The 18,896-nt window shown below is 44.9% G+C and carries 16 protein-coding genes, 1 tRNA gene and 1 other RNA gene; 6 read left to right on the top strand and 12 right to left on the bottom strand.

The genetic code is table 11. From position 1 onward, the window contains the following. Nucleotides 1–4: 4 nt before the first annotated feature. Nucleotides 5–1,111 carry an NAD(P)/FAD-dependent oxidoreductase gene (locus ACHBHN_RS02380; protein WP_394731364.1) on the top strand — a complete coding sequence of 369 codons (1,107 nt, stop codon included), beginning with the start codon at nt 5–7 and terminating at the stop codon, nt 1,109–1,111. An 87-nt stretch (nt 1,112–1,198) separates the two neighbouring features. Here ACHBHN_RS02380 and pyk read toward each other — a convergent pair whose 3' ends face one another. The 3 genes from pyk to ACHBHN_RS02365 form a co-directional block, all read right to left on the bottom strand. Next, nucleotides 1,199–2,704, bottom strand: a complete 1,506-nt coding sequence (gene pyk / locus ACHBHN_RS02375) for a pyruvate kinase (protein WP_105111854.1) — start codon at nt 2,702–2,704, stop codon at nt 1,199–1,201. A 64-nt stretch (nt 2,705–2,768) separates the two neighbouring features. Then, nucleotides 2,769–3,779: a 6-phosphofructokinase gene (gene pfkA / locus ACHBHN_RS02370; RefSeq protein ID WP_172021925.1), complete on the bottom strand. Its 1,011-nt coding sequence runs from the start codon at nt 3,777–3,779 to the stop codon at nt 2,769–2,771. 79 nt (nt 3,780–3,858) lie between these two features. Further along, nucleotides 3,859–6,969 carry a DNA polymerase III subunit alpha gene (locus tag ACHBHN_RS02365; RefSeq protein WP_394733569.1) on the bottom strand — a complete coding sequence of 1,037 codons (3,111 nt, stop codon included), beginning with the start codon at nt 6,967–6,969 and terminating at the stop codon, nt 3,859–3,861. Nucleotides 6,970–7,118: 149 nt separating this feature from the next. Here ACHBHN_RS02365 and ACHBHN_RS02360 point away from each other — a divergent pair, with 149 nt between their 5' ends. The 3 genes from ACHBHN_RS02360 to ACHBHN_RS02350 are packed head-to-tail and all read left to right on the top strand — an operon-like array spanning nt 7,119 to nt 8,978. Then, complete coding sequence (locus ACHBHN_RS02360) at nt 7,119–7,493, top strand: GntR family transcriptional regulator (protein WP_105111857.1); 375 nt, start codon at nt 7,119–7,121, stop codon at nt 7,491–7,493. After that, the gene (locus ACHBHN_RS02355; RefSeq protein WP_394731367.1) at nt 7,486–8,193 is read left to right on the top strand and encodes an ABC transporter ATP-binding protein; all 708 of its coding nucleotides are present in this window, start codon (nt 7,486–7,488) and stop codon (nt 8,191–8,193) included. The genes ACHBHN_RS02360 and ACHBHN_RS02355 overlap by 8 nt, the downstream gene beginning before the upstream one ends. 17 nt (nt 8,194–8,210) lie before the next feature. Then, the gene (locus tag ACHBHN_RS02350) at nt 8,211–8,978 is read left to right on the top strand and encodes an ABC transporter permease (protein WP_394731368.1); all 768 of its coding nucleotides are present in this window, start codon (nt 8,211–8,213) and stop codon (nt 8,976–8,978) included. 97 nt (nt 8,979–9,075) lie between these two features. Here ACHBHN_RS02350 and ACHBHN_RS02345 read toward each other — a convergent pair. Both ACHBHN_RS02345 and ssrA read right to left on the bottom strand, forming a co-directional pair. Next, nucleotides 9,076–9,163, bottom strand: a tRNA-Ser gene (locus ACHBHN_RS02345). 2 nt (nt 9,164–9,165) lie between these two features. Further along, nucleotides 9,166–9,513: a transfer-messenger RNA gene (ssrA, locus tag ACHBHN_RS02340) on the bottom strand. Between the two features lie 105 nt (nt 9,514–9,618). Here ssrA and ACHBHN_RS02335 point away from each other — a divergent pair. Continuing rightward, on the top strand, nt 9,619–10,212 hold the full coding sequence (locus ACHBHN_RS02335; protein ID WP_394733568.1) for a TVP38/TMEM64 family protein: 594 nt from the start codon (nt 9,619–9,621) through the stop codon (nt 10,210–10,212). 48 nt (nt 10,213–10,260) lie between these two features. Here ACHBHN_RS02335 and ACHBHN_RS02330 read toward each other — a convergent pair whose 3' ends face one another. From ACHBHN_RS02330 to ACHBHN_RS02300, 7 genes are all read right to left on the bottom strand, one after another. Then, nucleotides 10,261–10,953, bottom strand: a complete 693-nt coding sequence (locus tag ACHBHN_RS02330) for a hypothetical protein (protein WP_105122310.1) — start codon at nt 10,951–10,953, stop codon at nt 10,261–10,263. A 24-nt stretch (nt 10,954–10,977) separates the two neighbouring features. Continuing rightward, nucleotides 10,978–11,853, bottom strand: coding sequence for an N-carbamoylputrescine amidase (gene aguB / locus ACHBHN_RS02325; protein ID WP_394733128.1), 876 nt, complete (start codon nt 11,851–11,853; stop codon nt 10,978–10,980). 106 nt (nt 11,854–11,959) lie between these two features. After that, on the bottom strand, nt 11,960–13,063 hold the full coding sequence (gene aguA, locus ACHBHN_RS02320; protein ID WP_394733567.1) for an agmatine deiminase: 1,104 nt from the start codon (nt 13,061–13,063) through the stop codon (nt 11,960–11,962). Next, the gene (gene nspC / locus ACHBHN_RS02315; protein ID WP_394733566.1) at nt 13,060–14,187 is read right to left on the bottom strand and encodes a carboxynorspermidine decarboxylase; all 1,128 of its coding nucleotides are present in this window, start codon (nt 14,185–14,187) and stop codon (nt 13,060–13,062) included. The genes aguA and nspC overlap by 4 nt, the downstream gene beginning before the upstream one ends. Next, nucleotides 14,188–15,447 (bottom strand): saccharopine dehydrogenase family protein, encoded by a 1,260-nt coding sequence (locus ACHBHN_RS02310; RefSeq protein ID WP_394733565.1) that lies wholly within the window; start codon nt 15,445–15,447, stop codon nt 14,188–14,190. Further along, a complete protein-coding gene (gene speE, locus ACHBHN_RS02305) occupies nt 15,447–16,304 on the bottom strand; it encodes a polyamine aminopropyltransferase (RefSeq protein WP_172021900.1) in 858 nt (285 codons plus the stop codon). The genes ACHBHN_RS02310 and speE overlap by 1 nt, the downstream gene beginning before the upstream one ends. 2 nt (nt 16,305–16,306) lie before the next feature. Beyond that, a complete protein-coding gene (locus ACHBHN_RS02300) occupies nt 16,307–17,755 on the bottom strand; it encodes an aminotransferase class I/II-fold pyridoxal phosphate-dependent enzyme (protein ID WP_394733133.1) in 1,449 nt (482 codons plus the stop codon). Nucleotides 17,756–18,357: 602 nt separating this feature from the next. Between ACHBHN_RS02300 and ACHBHN_RS02295 the strand changes: the two genes are divergently transcribed. Further along, nucleotides 18,358–18,896 (top strand): transposase family protein (locus tag ACHBHN_RS02295; protein WP_394733592.1); only part of this gene is annotated, 539 nt, incomplete at its 3' end.

The raw sequence follows: 18,896 nt of genomic DNA, 5'->3' as shown, positions 1-18,896 counted from the left end.
CATTATGAAGAAACATATCATCATTATTGGTGGAGGCATTGTTGGTTCAACCGCTGCCTTCTACCTTTCTCAAGATAGCAATATTGACCTGACCCTGATTGACCACGGTGTTGGTACAGCTACCCGTGCTGCTGCTGGCATTATCTGCCCCTGGATGGCCCAGAAGAAAAACAAGGACTGGTACCGCCTGACCTCGAAAGGTGCTGTCTTCTACCGCCAGTTGGTAGCTGATTTAGAAAGTGCAGGAGCCAAGGACATCCCCTTCAAGCAAACTGGAACCATTGGCCTCAAAAGCAAGCCCGAACTCCTGGACAAAATCAAGAAAATCGCAGAAGACCGCAGGCTAGACACCCCTACCATTGGAGACATCACTACTCTTGAAGGACAAGAAGTCAGCAACTATCTACCACCACTCAAGCCTGATTTCTACGGTATCCACCTGGAAGGCGGCGGCCGTATCGACGGTGGAAAACTGATTGACTTGTTACAGGAAAAGTTTTTGGAAAATGGCGGAGCTCTATTGCAGGGACAGGCTAGACTGATAGATGAAGGAACTGTTCAGCTGGATGGGCGAGAACTAACTGCCGACCACATTATCCTAGCTACCGGTTCCTGGTTGCCAGATATGCTGGAACCTCTCGGCTATCAGGTAGATGTCCGTCCACAAAAAGGTCAGCTTCTGGAATTGGATACAGATTTTGATACCAGCGGCTGGCCAGTCTGCATGCCCTATGGTCAAATTGACATCCTGCCGTTTGAGAATGGAAAAATCATTGTCGGGGCCACCCATGAGGATAACATGGGCTATGATTTGACCCTTGACCCTGAAAAAATCCAAACGATGCATGAAAAATCTGCGGAATTTATGCCTGATTTGGCCAACTACCCTGTGGTTCGCACTCGTATTGGTACCAGGGCCTATACCTCCAACTACGCACCATTTTACGGAACTGTTCCTGAAATGGACAATATCTGGGTGGCCAGTGGTCTGGGCTCTTCTGGCCTGACTAATGGCCCCTTTATCGGCTGGCAAATTGCCAAAGAAATTCTGGGCAAGGATACGAATTTTGACAGAAGTCCTTATGAGCCTGCCAATTATATTAAAAGATAATACGACAATCCTGCCAAATGGTAGGATTTTTGATTTGGCTCATGCAAAAAGTCTATCGCTTCCGCAATAGACTTCTCAATTTAATTATTATTGTACGGTGCGCACACGCATTGTGTTTGTAGAACCTGCTACACCTACTGGTACACCAGCAACGATTACAATGTTATCACCTGCAACAACAAGTCCTTCTTCCTTAGCAATACGCTCAGCCAAGTCGAACATATCGTCTGTTGAATTTGGACGGTCTGTCACAACTGGGATGACACCCCAGTTAAGCATCAATGATTTCTGAACTTTCTCAGTGAAAGTAATTGCCAAGATGTCTGCATCTGGACGGTATTTAGAGATAGCACGCGCAGTGTAACCAGTTTCTGAAACTGTTACGACCAACTTGATATCCATTGAGTGGCAAGCATCTTTAACCGCAGATGCCACAACCTCAGTTTTAGATGAACGGTTGAAAGTGTCAGAGTTCAAACGACCGTACTCGTTAAGAAGAGTTTGTGCGTTTTTGTTAACAGTTGCCATAGTGCGAACTGATTCAACTGGGTATTTACCGTTAGCTGACTCACCTGAAAGCATAGTAGCATCTGTACCATCGATAACAGCGTTGAAGACGTCAGAGATTTCTGAACGAGTTGCACGTGGCTTGTCAGTCATTGTTTCCAACATGTTTGTAGCTGTGATAACTGCTTTACCAGCTGCATTGACTTTCTTGATGATCATTTTTTGGTAAACTGGAACCATTTCAAATGGTACTTCGATACCCATGTCACCACGCGCAATCATGATACCATCTGAAGCTTCGATGATTTCATCAATATTGTCGATACCTTGTTGGTTTTCGATTTTAGAGAAGAGTTGTACGTGTTCGTTACCAGTCTCTTTCAAGATAGCACGAACTGACTCAACGTCTTGTGCAGTACGAACGAATGAGATAGCGATGAAGTTAAGACCTTGTTCAAGACCGAAACGGATATCCGCATCGTCACGCTCAGCAAGCGCTGGGAAAGGAATCTTAGTGTAAGGAATGTTTACACCTTTTTGCTTAGCAATAACGCCATCGTTCTCAACACCAACGATAAATTCACGTTTTTCTTCATCTTTGGCAATAACAGTCAAACCTAGTTTACCATCGTCAACAAGAATTTGCTTACCAACTTCAACGTCGTCGAAGATGTCTAGGCCACCAGCAACGTTCAAGGCAATCACTTCTTGAGTTGACTTGATACCTTGTTTTGTAGCAACACGCAATTGGTCACCAGTCTTATAAGCGTACTCACCTTCGCCTGATTCGAACAATTCAGTACGGATTTCAGGACCTTTTGTATCAAGCAAGAAACCTACTTTTTTGCCAGCGATTTCTTCTGCGCGACGTACAGTTGCCATACGTGCACCTTGCTCAGCATGGTCACCATGTGAGAAGTTGAAACGGAAAACGTTAGCACCTTCAGTAATCAATTGAGCGATTTTTTCAGCTGATGCTTCAACATCCAACTGCTCACCCCAGTAACCTGACTCACCGAATTTCTTACCACCGCGGAATTCTACCGCAGGTCCAAGGGTTGCAACGATTTTAACACGTTTGTTCATCTTAACTAAACTCCTTCTTATTTCTGGTCTTATGACCTTAATAACTAATTTTCTAGACTATCTATTAGATAGACAAGTTACGGTTCAACTCAGCCATGTCAAGGTCTGCTTTGTGCGGATTGTTAACGACAATCTTACCTTCATCAGTGAGGCTAAACAAGGCACCTTCTTCGGCAGTACCAAGGATTGGGTTTTCCACCATTTGCTCATTGCGGATACCGACAGCAAGTCCACCACGGCCTTCTTTGAGCAATTTAACAGCGTGAGCACCCATACGTGACGCAAGAACGCGGTCACGAGCTGTTGGTGAACCACCACGTTGGATGTGACCAAGTTCAGTCACACGAAGGTCACTTGTGTCACCAGCTGCTTTCAATTCTTCAGCAAATTGAGCTGCTGGCATAACACCTTCTGCCAAGACAATAATGCTATGTTTCTTGCCATTGTCATAACCTGCCTTGATGCGAGCAACAATATCCTTGATGTCAAACTCTTCTTCCGGCACAACGATAACGTCCGCACCTGATGCGATACCAGACCAAAGGGCAATGTCACCTGCATGGCGACCCATTACTTCGATAACAAAGGTACGACGGTGACTAGAAGATGTGTCACGAATCTTATCAATGGCATCCATAGCTGTAGTCACAGCTGTATCAAAACCGATGGTAAAGTCTGTTCCTACGATATCATTATCGATTGTTCCTGGCAAACCAATTGCTGGGAAACCATGCTCTGTCAGGCGCATCGCACCGTGGTAAGAACCGTCACCACCGATAACAACAACGCCTTCAATACCATGTTTTTTCAGCTGTTCAATCCCTTTTAATTGACCTTCCAATTGGGCAAATTCAGGATAACGAGCTGAACCGAGGAAGGTACCACCACGAGAAATGATATCTCCTACTGAGCGTGCAGACAATTCATGGATATCTCCGGCAACCATTCCAGCATAGCCATCATTGATACCGTATACTTCCATTCCTTCTGAGATTGCTTGGCGAACAACTGCACGAATGGCAGCATTCATACCAGGTGCGTCACCACCACTGGTCAAAACACCAATACGCTTCATTATATGCTCCTTCAATTTTCAATTTAACTGCCTTATTATAACACACTTGACTAGATCTTGCTCGTCTTTTTACGCTTTTTCAACGAAAAACCGTTTTCATAGCAAATTCAGCCAACTCTTGCTCTAATTGAGGCGTTTTCATCACTTGAAACTGGTCTACCTGAATGGTCTGATTGCTGTCTTGGTAATGCAGAACGACAGGAATTGATCCCTTATATTTGGCTAAAATTCGAGCAACTGCATGGTCATGCTCCCGGTTTTCCAGTAAAATCCACAACTTTTCCAGACTGACTATTTCTAACTTGTCAGCCACCAGTTGTAACTGTCCCTCCCTTTCCTGGATCTTGCCAGTTACGTAGAGGATATCCCCTTCCTTCAAGAACTGCCCTGTCTGTTGGTAGAGTTCCGGAAAGACCGTGACTTCCGATTTATCTTTCATATCGGTCACTTGTAGAAAGGCCATGGGCTGACCCGAATTCTTGGTCCGAATCCGGCGGATAGACTGAACTTGTATCAGGATGGTCACCCGATTTCCAGCCACCAAATCGCCTAAATCGGTCACAGAACGCTGGGTCTCCTGTCGGAGCTTAATCAGAGGATGAGGACTGATACCGATACCTAGCACGGCCTGTTCCAGCTGGTATTTTTCACTATCATTAAAGTCGTCCGACTGGAGCCAGCTATAGGTCTCCTCCGCAAAAAAGCTACCAAAGGCATCTGCAAAGACAAAGAGATTGTCCAGATTTTCTACTATCTTCTTGCGATTGGACTCAAATTCATCAAATAAACCGATGTGAATGAGCGGAGTTAGCAAATCCTTCTTTTTATACTGGGCAGGCAGTTTCAAGATAAAATCTTCGACCGACTTGTAGGGACGGTTTTCAATCAACCAGAGGGAGAAATCCTTGGGCAGGCCCTTGATATTTTTCAAGCCTAGATAAATCTTGGACTTGTCGAACTTGTCATAGTAGGGAATGGTGTTCATCGACAACCTAGCCACCTGAAAGTCAAATTGCAGGGCATCCGTGATATATGTACTGCTAGAGAAATTCAGCATGACATCAAAGAAGATGTCCGGATAGTGGGTCTTGAAATAGGCCATTTGGAAGGCCAGGGCCGAATAGGCGTAGGCATGACTGCGGTTAAATCCATAACCTGCAAACTTGGCCATCATGGCAAAAATCTTCTTGGCCTTGGTTTCCTCATGTCCATTGGCTAGCGCTCCTGCCAGAAAATCCGCCTCCATGGCCTGCATCTCCTCAGCCTTTTTCTTGGACATGGCCCTGCGGAGCAAATCGGCTTTCCCCAGAGTAAACCCAGCATAAACCTGGGCTATCTGCATGACCTGCTCCTGGTAGAGCATAATGCCATAGGTTGGTCGGAGAATGTTTGCAATGGACGAATCCAGCAAATCAATCTCTTCCTGACCTTGCTTGCGTTTGACAAAATTATCGATATAGTCGCTGGCACCTGGTCGGTTGAGACTGGTTGTCGCTACCACATCTTCAAATCGGTTGGGCTTGACCCTCTGGAGGAGATTGATAGCTCCCGGTTGTTCAAACTGGAAGATTCCCTTGGTTTTGCCAGCAGCAAAGAGCGCCAAGGTAGGCGAATCTTCCAGGTCAATACCGGCAATATCAATAGTTTTCCCATATTTATCAGCCACAGCTTGGGCCATTTTTTGGACAAAGGTCAGGTTACGCAGGCCCAAGAAGTCCATTTTCAACAGACCATTGGCCTCGACAGCATGGGCGTCATACTGGGTAATCAGCATGTCCTCACCCATTTTTAGGGGAATTGTATCCGTCAGCTCTTCATCACTCATAACGACACCGGCTGCGTGGATAGAGGTCTGGCGAGGCTGCCCTTCAATCTGCTGGGCAATAGCAAAGGCCTTCTGGTACTCTATTTTACTGTTGATGAGCTGGCGGAAGGAAGCATTGCGCTGATAGGCTGATGCAAGACTGTCTTTAAAAGAAATCTTGCGGGTAATGTTGGTCAACTCGTATTCGGGCGTGCCAAAGCGTTTGAAAACATCCCTTATAGCCTGCTTGGCCCCAAAGGTCGAATAGGTCACAATTTGGGCAGCATGGGTCGAGCCATAACGGTCACGAACATAGTGGATAAAGTCTGGTCGATGAATATCCGGAATATCGATATCAATATCCGGCATGGAATAGCGTTCTTCATTTAGGAACCGTTCGAAGAGCAGATTGTGCTTGACCGGGTCAATGCCTGTGATATTAAGAGCATAGGCCACCAAGCTCCCTACTGCAGACCCCCGTCCCATTCCCATATAGTAGCCCTGGCTACGTCCAAAGCGCAAGAGGTCCCAGACGATAAGGAAATAGTCATCAAAGCCCATCTTGTGAATGACAGCCAATTCCCTATCCAATCGCTCTTGATAAGCCGGCTCAAATAAGCCTTTTTCTCGCAAGCCTGCCTCAGCCTGCTCGCGAAGTTCTTCTACTGCCGACCGTTGTCTGTTGAAACGTGGTAATTTGAGACTTTTGTCCAAATCATAGGAAATACCTTGAACCAGTTTTTCCAGATTGACCACTGCCTGTGGAAAGCGGCTGCTAAACAAGTCTTTCAGACTATCTGCCGATAAAAGGACCTGACCTGGCTCCAAGTCAGGGACTTGGTTGAGCTGGACATTATCCCGAATTGCCCTCAGCACCTGGAGGGCCTGAGCCTGCTCTCGGTCAAACAAACGAACGGGATAGAGAGGCAAGATAGGTTGTGTAAACTCTTGGACAGGTGTTTCCAAGCCCACACCAATATAAAAATCCAGCCCCAGGTCTAACTGGTCAATTCCTGGAAAATAAGGCAGGATAAGGGCCACATCTTGCAGATACTGACGAATGCTCTCAAAATCATCCTGTCCCAGCATCTTGGCCGTTGATATCTTAAGGAGATTGCGATAGCCAGTCGTAGACAGGGCTACTAATTTCGTGGCAATTGGATGCTCATAGCCAGCCAAATCCCAGTCGAACTCACAACCAATGACAGGCTGTAGACCAACTAATTGACAGCTTTCCATAAAACTGTAGGCTGCATAGAGATTATCCCTATCCATCATCCCAATGGTCCGATAGCCCAGCTCTTTGGCCTGCTGGACATAGCGGTCAATGGTGACCATGCTATCCATAAAGGTATAGACGGTTTTGGTATCTAATTGTGCTAGCATGGCTACCTCCTTTTTCTATATTATACCAAAAATTCCTTCTAATTTTTTTCAAAATATCGTCTCTTTTCGCTTGCATTCTTAAAAATATTATTGTATTATGTAATCAGAACAAGAACACAGGGAGCCTGTCTCCCGGAAAGGATTCTCTTATGGCTTGGAAATTTGATAACAACATGCCCATCTATATCCAAATCACCAATACAATTAAATTACAAATTGTAACCAATCAATTAAAACCTGGAGATAAGTTGCCAACCGTGCGGGACCTGGCTGAAATTGCCGGTGTCAACCCAAACACGGTCCAGCGGGCCCTGTCCGACTTGGAGGCAGAAGGTTTTGTCTACTCCGTCCGCACAACAGGCCGCTATGTGACAGACAACCAGGAACTGATTACTCAGACCCGCCTCCACCTGGCGCAAAAGGAATTGGAAAACTTTATCAACAATATGTTGGACCTCGGTTTTAGCCAGGACGAATTGACCGAACGATTGGATGATTATTTGAAAGGAATTAGCTATGAATAACCCATATACTTTAGTCGAACTGCAACAAGTTTCAAAATCTTATGGCGGAGCTGTTGCCCTCAACAATGTCAACCTGAAATTAGGCGCTGGAAAAATCATCGGTCTCCTGGGTCCAAACGGTTCTGGTAAGACCACTCTCATCAAGCTCTTAAACGGTTTGCTCCAGCCTGAATATGGCCAAATCATTATCAACGGCCGCACTCCTTCACCAGAGACCAAGGCTATCGTGTCCTATCTGCCAGATACGACCTATCTGGACGAGCATATGAAGGTTTCAGATGCCCTCACATTCTTCACGGATTTTTACGCAGATTTTGACAAGGAACGGGCCATCCATCTCTTGCAGGACCTAGGAATTGACCTCAACGCCCGCATGAAACACCTGTCAAAAGGAAACAAGGAAAAGGTGCAGTTGATTTTGGTCATGAGCCGCCAGGCCCAGCTCTATGTCTTGGATGAGCCAATCGGTGGTGTAGACCCTGCAGCCCGCGACTACATCCTCACAACCATTGTCAACAACTATTCGCCTACTTCTTCTGTCATCATCTCTACCCACTTGATTTCAGATGTAGAGCAAATTTTGGATGAGGTCATCTTTCTTCATTATGGAAGTGTTATACGTCAAGGAAATGTCGACGATTTGCGGATTGAAACGGGTGAGTCTATCGATCAACTCTTCCGTCAGGATTTCAAAGCTTAGTCAAATAGGAGATAATTATGTTTAAGAAATTGGTAAAATACGAATTCCAATCTGTGGGCAAGTGGTACTTCGGTATCTATGCCGGAACCCTAGCTTTAGCCACTGTGCTTGCTTTTTGGGTACAAGCCATATCCAGCCGTTCTGATCAGCCTGAAATAGCTGAAGGGATTTTCGTGGGATCCGCCTTCATGATTTTCGGTATCCTAGTAGCAGCCCTCTTCCTCTCAACCTTCCTTATGATTATCAATCGTTTCCGGAAAAATGTCTATGGTAGACAGGGCTATTTGACCATGACTTTACCTGTCAATGAGCACCAAATCATCCTCAGCAAGCTCTTTGCCTCTCTGGTTTGGTATCTCTTGTCTGGTATTACAGCCGTTCTTTCCATTGGTATCGTCATAACAGTCCTCCTGATAAACACCGGCGAGGTTCTTCCAGATCTACAAGTTGTTCTGGAACAGATAAATGTGGCATCACTAGCTAGCTACTTAATTGACAGTTTTATCGGTGCCATTACTTGGATTCTGCTTATCTATTTTTCAGTTTCTGTCGGTCAACTCTTCAAGGACCACCGTCTCCTGTTCGCGATTATCACCTATATCGGTATCACAGTCGTGGTCGGCATTTTGACGAATCTGCTGTATTTAAATAATCTGGAAGGAATGTTCGGTTCACCCTTATCACTCTATCCAAACCCAGTAATGGTCCTAATCAACATTATATTGGCCTTCGCCTACTACTTTGGTACCCATTACATCATGACCAAGAAATTGAACCTACAATAAAAAGAAAAACGCTCTCTGCCAGTTACTTTTGTAGCTAGTAGAGAGCCTTATTTTGCAAAAGAAAAAGAACAGTCAATGCTGTTCCTTCATTTCTATACGGAAGACATGGGATTCGAACCCACGCACGCTGTTACACGCCTACCGCGTTTCCAACACGGCCTCTTGAGCCTCTTGAGTAATCTTCCATATATGGAGCTGGTGGGAGTCGAACCCACGTCCAAACACCTGCTAACTTATTCGTCTACAACCATAGGTTATGTCTTGCTTTAACTTGGGCTCGATACATAACTCAAATCCAGACCAAGCGAGTTAGTACATCTCTTTTGGGACAGCCTAACTCAATCCCAACGTAGCTTGTTATTTTAAGACCAATCAGCAAACACAAGCAATTCGCGACTGGTCACGCAGGCAGGTTATTAAGCTGCTAATGCGTAAGTGTTTGTATTTTTTGCAGTTATATTTAACTGGCATTTTTACATCTGCCGATGAGTTGCAGAACAAGCCTCATAATGCCTGTCGAATCCGTAACAACCCCGTAGGTTTGATACTTGGTTAGTATAACAGATTTTAGTAAAAATTGCAAGACTGCAATCGCTTAATTTCATTTTCAAATTTTCTAGAAATATGGTAAAGTAATATCATGTACAAATTCTCTCAAAAAGCCATCCAGGTCCTAAGCGTTCTAACCTTGATTGGAACGGCTGTTTTCCTCTTTTGGCTCTATAAAATCGGGATTCTAAATGACCAAAATATCCTCAGTCACTTCATCAAGAGTCAAGGGGCACTGGGTAGTCTGTCCTTTTTATTGCTACAAATCATTCAGGTTGTTTTCCCTATCATTCCCGGTGGTGTTACTACTGTTGTCGGATTTCTAGTATTTAATTTTTGGTGGGGCTTTTTGCTCAATTACATTGGTATTTTTGTCGGCGGTATTATCCTCTTCTGGTTGGCCAGACGCTACGGCAAAAAATTCTGCCTGCTCTTTATGTCTGAAGAAACCTTCTACAAATATGAAAGCAAGATTGACAACAAGCGCGGTTACGAGATATTCTTTATCCTCTGTATGCTATCGCCCATTTCGCCTGCGGATATCGTTGTCATGATTACAGGATTGACCAGTATGAGCTACCGAAAATTCATTCTCATCACCCTCCTCTGCCGTCCGGTTTCCATCGTTGCCTATAGTTATTTTTGGATTTACGGCAGCCAGTGGTTACAACAATTCTTACAATAAAAAAAATCCTCATCTATGCGTTTAGATGAGGATTTTTTAGTGCTGACCTTAGTTATAAAAGGTTCCATTTTTTGCGTATACTCTGTAAATTCCATCTTTTTGTCGAACAAATCGAAAATCTACGAATGTTTGCTTTGAACCAGATCCATTTTTGTAAAATATTTGAAGTTCTTTCCTTTCTTCGAAAATTCCTCCTCCATAAGCAAACAGAGTAGCTTCATATGGTAGACCTCCCAAAGCAATCACCTCTTCATAGCCCATCCCGCCTTGTCCTGTATTGCTATCTCCCACGATGACTTGCTGAAACACTTCTTTGGTCCACAAATTCGTATTTGGATCTGCTTCCTTGGTCGGGAACTGGTCATCTGGTAAATAAAAGACTTCCTTATTCATTAAATAGTAGTCTGAACCATTTTTATAAAAGACCAATTTAAGGTTTCGCTGGTCTTCATTGATCCCATACTCCATAGCAGCGTAAGTTAAAAATAAGTATTCTTCTGAATATTCGCCGAATCTAGCTGATGAAGGTTTTCCATATTTCTCAATGATATCCGACAAACTATCCCCAGTGGCATCCTCTTTCATCCCAGTTACCAAACTATCATAGTCTTTCAGTGTCCAATTAAAACTAAATTCTTCTTGTGTAGCAGTCAATCCGCGCGTAAAGTCTGTCACGCCTGTGTCACTAGCTTCTGTCCAAGTTTGACTGACCGCTGACGAAAACTGCCGATCCGTACTCACAGAACTTGGAGAATAGGTTGAACACTATTGACAAATAGACCTGTACATGTGCGGTCTACGATCTCTGAAAAGTCCCCAGTCCAAGCGCTCACGCGCTCCCTTGTCCAAATCATAAGTAGCAAGCAAGACAACTTCTTCCTCTCGTCCCGCTTGTTCAATCAATTCACCTGTTTCATCAGTCATAAAGGACGAACCATAAAAACGCAGGCTAGAAGATTGGCCGCCATTTTCTACAGAAGGCCGTACTTTTTCCAAGCCAATTCGATTGGCCGCAATGACAGGTGTGATATTGGCTGCAGCATGACCCTGCATAGTCCGCTGCCAATGACCTTGGCTATCAGTATCCAAAATCGGCTCCGAACCAATAGCTGTTGGGTAAAAGAGTAATTCTGCTCCATTCAGAGCTAGACAGCGAGCCGTTTCTGGAAACCATTGATCCCAGCATATTCCGATACCAAACTTGGCATAACGAGTTTCCCAGACTTTAAATCCAGTATTTCCAGGTGTGAAGTAAAACTTCTCCTGGTAATAATGATCGTCAGGAATATGGGTCTTGCGGTAAACTCCCAAAACTGTCCCATCCGCATCAATAACTGCAATCGAGTTATACAGGCTATTGCCATCCTTTTCATAAAAAGAAACGGGCAAAACCACCTGCAATTCCTTTGCAATAGGAATAAAGTGCTGAACAGCATCATTTTCTTCTACAGACTTGGCATAGTTATAGTAATCATACTGGCGTTCTTGACAAAAATAAGGACGCTCAAAAAGTTCGGGTAGGAGGATAATCTGCGCTCCCTGATTAGCAGCCTGTCTGACCAAACGCTCTGCGGTCGCCAGATTTCCCTCAAGATCCTGACTACACTGCATCTGAACAGCTGCAACAGTAACATTTCTCATATTATTTATCCTTTTCATAAATTCTTTATGGGAGATAGAATGTTCCTGAGATAAGGAAAGACGGTACAGGCTATACTAGAGTATGCCAAACCGACTTGACGCAATATCAGGGACATTTAGCCCCATAAAGAGGAATTTGCTGGGTAATACAATGAACATTCCCACCCCCAAGTAGGATGTCGCGAGCTGGAATGCCGACGACTTTTCTGGTTGGAAAAAGCTGCGCTAGGAAATGCAGTGCCTGCGCATCATGCTCATCATCAAACTGGGGCACCAGAACCGCACCGTTGCTGACGTAGAAATTCACATAGGAAGCCGCCAAACGTTCGCCAGCTGTCCGTACTTCTTCCCCCGCTTCATAAACATAGCCTGGCAAGTCCTCTTCTGTTACTAGAATTGGATACTTGGGGATAGGCAGTTTATGGACGATCAACTTTCTGCCCTTGGCATCCACTTGCTTTTCCAAGTAGTCCAAATCAGCTTTGGACATGGCATATTGGGGGTCTGCCTCATCATCCGTCCAAGCTAAAACTATCTCGGCTGGACCAACAAAGGCCGCAACATTGTCCACGTGTTCATTGGTTTCATCTTTGTAGATACCATAAGGCAACCAAAGGACCTTTTCAGCACCTAAGCAGTCTAAGAGAACCTGTTCAATCTGGTCCTTGGTCAGATGGGGATTACGGCCTGGGCTGAGTAAACAGGATTCGGTCACCATGATAGTTCCTTCACCGTCACTGTGAATGGCTCCGCCCTCAAGAACAAAGGGATGGGCATCATAGACAGGCAAATCGAGAGCCTGACTAAAGCGGCTGGCCACCTGATCATCTGCCTCATAATCCTGATAAAGACCATCATAGCTTCCGCCCCATGCGTTAAAAGCCCAATCGACAGACAAAGCTCTGCCATTTTCATGGACCAAAACCGTCGGACCTGTGTCACGCGCCCAAGCATCATTTGTTGGAATATCTAGGTAAGTGATGCCATCACCCAGCATAGACTGGGCTTCTTGACGATGTACTTCATCGACCAAGAGATAGACCTGCTCGCTTTCAGCAATGCTTTTAATAACCTGGCTAAAGGATTTTTTTGCCCCCTGACCATCAAAGGGCCAGGATCCTGGACGGGTCGGCCACACCATGAGGGTTCCATGATGGGGCTCATACTCAGCAGGCATGCGGTAACCCGCTGCTTTTGGACTTTCTATCATGATAACCTCCCCTTGAAATCTTCATAACCAAAGCTTTTGATAATCCGACAGTCGCCTGTCTGATCCATCAAGACCAGACTTGGCAGACCGATGCCGTTGAAGGTATTATTTTTAACAAAAGAATAGATTGCCATGTCCTCAAAATAGAGTTTGTCACCAATCTCCACAGGCTTTTCAAAGGAATAATCGCCGATGATGTCGCCCGTCAGACAGGTATTGGAAGACAGTCGGTAAGTATAGGCCTTTTCACCAGCCTCAAAGCCATGGCGAAGCGGTGGGCGATAGGGCATTTCCAAGACATCTGGCATGTGACAGGTAGCTGATGCGTCTAATACTAGCGTTTCAATACCATTTTCGACAATGTCTAAAACTTCTGTCACCAAATAGCCTGCATTGAGAGCAATGGCTTCTCCTGGCTCGATATAGACTTCCAGCCCATATTTTTCCTGCATGTACTGGATAGAGGAAATCAGCAAGTCCAGATCATAATCTTCTCTGGTCACATGATGGCCTCCGCCCATATTGAGCCATTTAATACGGTGTAGATAGGGGCCGAATTTGTCCTCAACAGACTCCAAGGTGGTTTTCAAATCATCGGAATTTTGCTCGCAGAGAGTATGGAAATGCAGGCCATCCACCAAGTCTAGCAGGTCTTCTGAAAACTGACTGATACGGACACCAAAACGAGAGCCTGTTGCACAGGGGTCGTAAAGGGCATGCTCGTCTTGAGTGGAGCATTCTGGATTGATCCGCAGGCCGACACTAACTCCAGCTGCTCGGCATTTGTCCACGTGCTTGCGGAGTTGGCGCTCTGAATTGAAGACAATGTGGTCTGCAATTTCCAAAATCTCCTCCAAATCCGCATCCTTGAAGGCTGGAGCAAAAACATGGACTTCACCACAAAATTCCTCACGACCGAGCCTAGCTTCATAAAGTCCTGATGCGGTGGTTCCAGCTAGGTATTGGCTAATCAGCGGATAGGTGGCATACATGGAAAAGGCTTTTTGGGCCAAAAGTACCTTACAGCCTGTGCGGTCTTGGACAGACTTGAGAATTTCTAAATTGTTGACCAGCTTTGCTTCGTCAATGACATAGGCTGGCGTTGGGACTTGATCAATTCTCATCTAGTCCACCAATACTGGATTTTCTACTACCTGCCAAGGCAATCCATATTGGTTAAGCAGGTCCATAAATGGATCTGGATCCAATTCTTCCAAGTTGTAAACGCCTGGTTTCTTCCAGGTTCCATCCATGACAAGCTTGGTTCCAATCATAGCTGGTACGCCAGTTGTGTAAGAAATAGCCTGTGAACCAACTTCCTTGTAACATTCCTGGTGGTCACAAACATTGTAAATGTAGATAGTTTTCTCTACACCGTCTTTGACACCAGTGAAAATACAACCAATATTGGTTTTCCCAACAGTACGTGGACCTAGGCTAGCTGGGTCTGGCAATAATGCTTTGAGGAATTGGATAGGCACTACTTCTTGTCCATTAAAGTTGATTGGATCCGTACGCAAGAGACCAACATTTTCCAAACATTTCATATGGGTCAAGTAGGATTGACCGAAGGTCATGAAGAAGCGGATGCGTTTGACACCTGGAATATTCTTAGCCAGCGACTCGATTTCTTCGTGATGGAGGAGGTACATATCTTTTTGACCCACTTCTGGGAAATCGTACTCTCGCTTGATCGACATGGCTTCAACTTCCACCCATTTGCCATTTTCCCAGTAGGAACCTGGTGCTGAAACCTCACGCAAGTTGATTTCTGGGTTGAAGTTGGTCGCAAATGGATAACCGTGGTCTCCACCGTTACAGTCTAGGATGTCGATGTAATGAATTTCATCAAAATAATGCTTGAGTGCGTAGGCTGAAAATACGCTGGTCACCCCTGGATCAAATCCGGACCCCAAAAGTGCTGTCAGCCCTGCTTTTTCAAAACGCTCCTTATAAGCCCACTGCCATGAGTAGTCAAAGTAGGCTGTGAAGCCTTCTTCTGCACAGCGTTTTTCGTAGATAGCCCGCCATTCTGGATCCTCTGTGTCCTCGGACTCGTAGTTGGCGGTGTCGATGTAGTCCACACCTGTCGCCAAGCAGGCATCCATGATGGTCAAGTCTTGGTAAGGCAGGGCAACGTTTAAGACAGCTTTTGGCTGGTAGCTTTCAATCAAGGCAATCACTTCTTCCACCTTGTCCGCATCTACTTGGGCAGTTTCGATTTTTACGGCTGTTTTTTCTTCCAAAACAGCCTTCAAATCATCACACTTGGACTTGGTCCGGCTGGCAATCATGACTTCCTTGAAGGTATCTTCTGCCTGACAAACCTTGCTGATGGCAACCTGAGCAACTCCACCACAACCAATCACTAACAAACGACTCATTATTTTTTCTCCTCTTCTTCTAAAATATCTTCGACATAGCGGGGCAAGAGAAATGCTCCAATATGTAAGTTTGCGGTATAGTATTCTGTGAAAAGCTGACGCGCCTTCCATTTTTCCTTATCATAATCTTCAATGGGATGGTATTTTTTAGAGGCAAAGCCAAATAACCAATAGCCTGCCGCAGATGTCGGAATATGGGCCTGATAGACTCGGCTGATAGGGAAGGATTGGGCCGCCTTTCTGTGCATAGAACGAAAAGCAGACTCATCTTCGTCATAAAATGGCGAACCATGTTGGTAAACCATGATCCCATCTTCCTTCAAAGCTCGGTAGGCATTACCATAAAATTCCTTGGTAAAGAGTCCTTCCGTATGCCCAAATGGATCAGTCGCATCATTGATGATGATGTCATATTCATTTTCACAGTTGCGCAAGAACCGCAGGCCGTCCTGCAAATAAACCTCTACACGCTCATCTTCAAGTCCTGATGCATAGTCTGGGAAATACTGACGACACACTTCAACCAATAACTCATCCGGCTCTACTACATCAATACGTTCGATTTCAGGATACATACTGAGAACTTGGGCAACACCACCATCTCCCCCACCCAGAATCAAGATTTTCTTGGGATTGGGATGAACTGCCATGGGCACATGAACAGCCATCTCGTTGTAGACAAAATCATCTGCGTCTGAAAAGAGAACCCGACCATTAAGGGTCAAAATCTTTCCAAAGGCTGGCGAGTCCAACACAGCTATATCTTGGTATTCGCTTTTTCCAGCATAAAGTTGTTGGCTGGTCCGAATGGACAATTTTACATCTGGCGTTTGAACTTCTGAAAACCACATTTCCATCTTTAACCCTCCTTAATGACATTGATGAAATTAATATCTGGATCTTCTGTACCTTGGACGGAGCAACCACGCTCCTTGGCAAAGATGATGTAGTCAACAATTTCTTGGGTCACTCGTTCACCTGGAGCTAAAAGCGGAATACCAGGCGGATAGCACATGACAAATTCCCCACAGACCTGACCAACTGCTTCTTGCAGGGAACGGCTTTCCCGCTCTGCATAAAAGGCTTGCTGCGGTGACAAAACCAGCTGCGGCTGGATGTACTCCCCTGAAATCAAATCCGAACCATCGCGTGAGTAAAGACGCTTGATGTCAGCCAATGCTCCCACCAGCCGCTCAATGTCCTGCAAGCGGTCACCGATTGAAATATAGGCCAAGATATTGCCAATGTCGCCAAATTCAATCTGGATGTCGTACTCATCCCGCAACAAATCATAGACTTCAATCCCTGTCAGACCAATGCCCTGCGTATAGATGGAGAGCTTGGTGACATCGAAATCATGCACCGTTTTACCATCGATCAATTCTTTTGAATAGGCATAGTAGCCACCGATAGCGTTGATTTCACGGCGAGCATACTCAGACATTTCAATGACTTTTTCAAAAGATTCTTTGCCACGAAGGGCCAGATTTCTCCTTGAAATATCCAAACTAGCCAGCAAGAGATAGGAGGCAGATGTAGACTGGGTCAGATTGATAATCTGGCGGACATACTCCACATTCATATCAGGACCGACCAATAGGAGCGAGCTCTGGGTCAGGCTGCCACCTGATTTGTGCATGGAAACAGCTGCCATATCAGCCCCAACATCCATAGCCGCCTCTGGCAATTTTTCCGAAAAATGCAAATGCGCACCATGGGCCTCGTCCACCAATACTTTCATGCCTGCTGCATGAGCTTTCTCAGTCAAGGTACGCAGGTCTGAGCAGATACCATAGTAGGTCGGATTGTTGATCAAGACAGCAACCGCATCAGGATGCTCAGAAATCGCCCGTTCAAAGGCATCATTTTCCAAGGAAAGAGCAATGCCAATCCGTGACTCCACGCTCATATCCACATAGACAGGGATGGCACCACAGAGAACTAGGGCATTGAGGGCTGACTTGTGGACATTTCGAGGGAGGATGATTTTATCGCCTGCCTTACAGGTCGCCAGAATCATGGTCTGGACGGAAGAGGTAGTCCCTCCAACCATGAGAAAGGCATGACTGGCACCAAAGGCTTCTGCCGCCAATTCCTCGGCCTCCCGGATAATGGACACAGGATGCCCTAAGTTATCCAAGGGTTTCATGGAATTGACATCAATCCCCACGCATTTTTCGCCAAGTAGTTCTACTAATTCAGGATTTCCCCGACCCCGTTTGTGTCCAGGCACATCAAAGGGAACAATCCGTTTTCGGCGTAACTGTACCAATCCCTGATAAATAGGGGCTTGGTGTTGATTTTTCATATTGAAAAACTCCTTTGCTTGATGGAACTCCTACCCCTTTTTAAACAAGTAAAAAGAGCAGGGTTCATCCTGCTCTACAATCCAAATTGACGTTTTTTATTCTTCTCTTGAGTTTATGTGCCTACCGTTTCCTACTCTCCAGTGCAAATATATACGTACTTTATTGACCGTTTCACAAGATGACGTGTGCTTTCACCACACTGACAAAATTAGAAATTAGGAAATTCTTCCCAACATCAACTTATAAAATGTAGGCTTTTAACCCTATCAATAATGTGACTTACGCCACGCTTCGGCATTCGACCCGCCTGTCCGTAGGCTTTGGTTATGATCAATAGCAGAGCTACTGATCCCATATAGGTCTGATATTTGCTAGAATAGCTATAATAACTTTTCCTAGGCATGATAAGTGTACCATCATTCCTACTATTTAGCAAGAACTTTTTGATAGTTTCAACAAAATTATCAAAAAAATCCGGCTCTATAATTTCTGTAGTGGGTAAATCCACTGTAGAGATTATGGAGCCTTTTTGAGTGTAGAAAAAAAGTCCCATATGACCTATAATGAAAAGCGACTAAACAACTCATTAGAAAGGGTTCATATGGAACAGCTTTATCATACCACAGAACTAATCGGAATCAAAGACAAAAACATCAAAATTCTCTTCATTTTGAAACATCAGACCCATCTAGAAATCAGGGCAAAGCTAGATTACGACAGCCCTGGTTGTCCTCATTGCCAAGGAAAGTGTATCAAGTACGACTTTCAAAAGTCGTCAAAGATTCCGATTTTGGATTGCCAGGGCTTTCCGACCCTCCTCTTGCTTAAGAAACGACGGTTTCAATGCAAATCTTGCCAAAAAGTGACTGTATCTGAGACACCTCTAGTCAAGAAAAACTGTCAGATTTCCCAACCTATTTGGGAGAAAATCACACAACTCCATACAGAAAACATGACCAATATAGCCATCGCTAGGAGACTACATATCTCCGTGTCAGTTGTCCAGAGGAAACTGGCTCAATTTCAATTTGAGCATGATTTTATGAAATTACCAAAAGTCTTGAGCTGGGATGAATTTAGTCGGAACAAGGGAAAACTCGCCTTTATTGCTCAGGATTTTGAGACGAGATCGATTGTGAC

The sequence above is a fragment of the Streptococcus sp. A22 genome (genome assembly GCF_043674215.1).
GTDB classification, from domain to species: Bacteria; Bacillota; Bacilli; order Lactobacillales; family Streptococcaceae; genus Streptococcus; species Streptococcus suis_V.
This window is presented reverse-complemented; position numbering and strand designations above follow the sequence as displayed.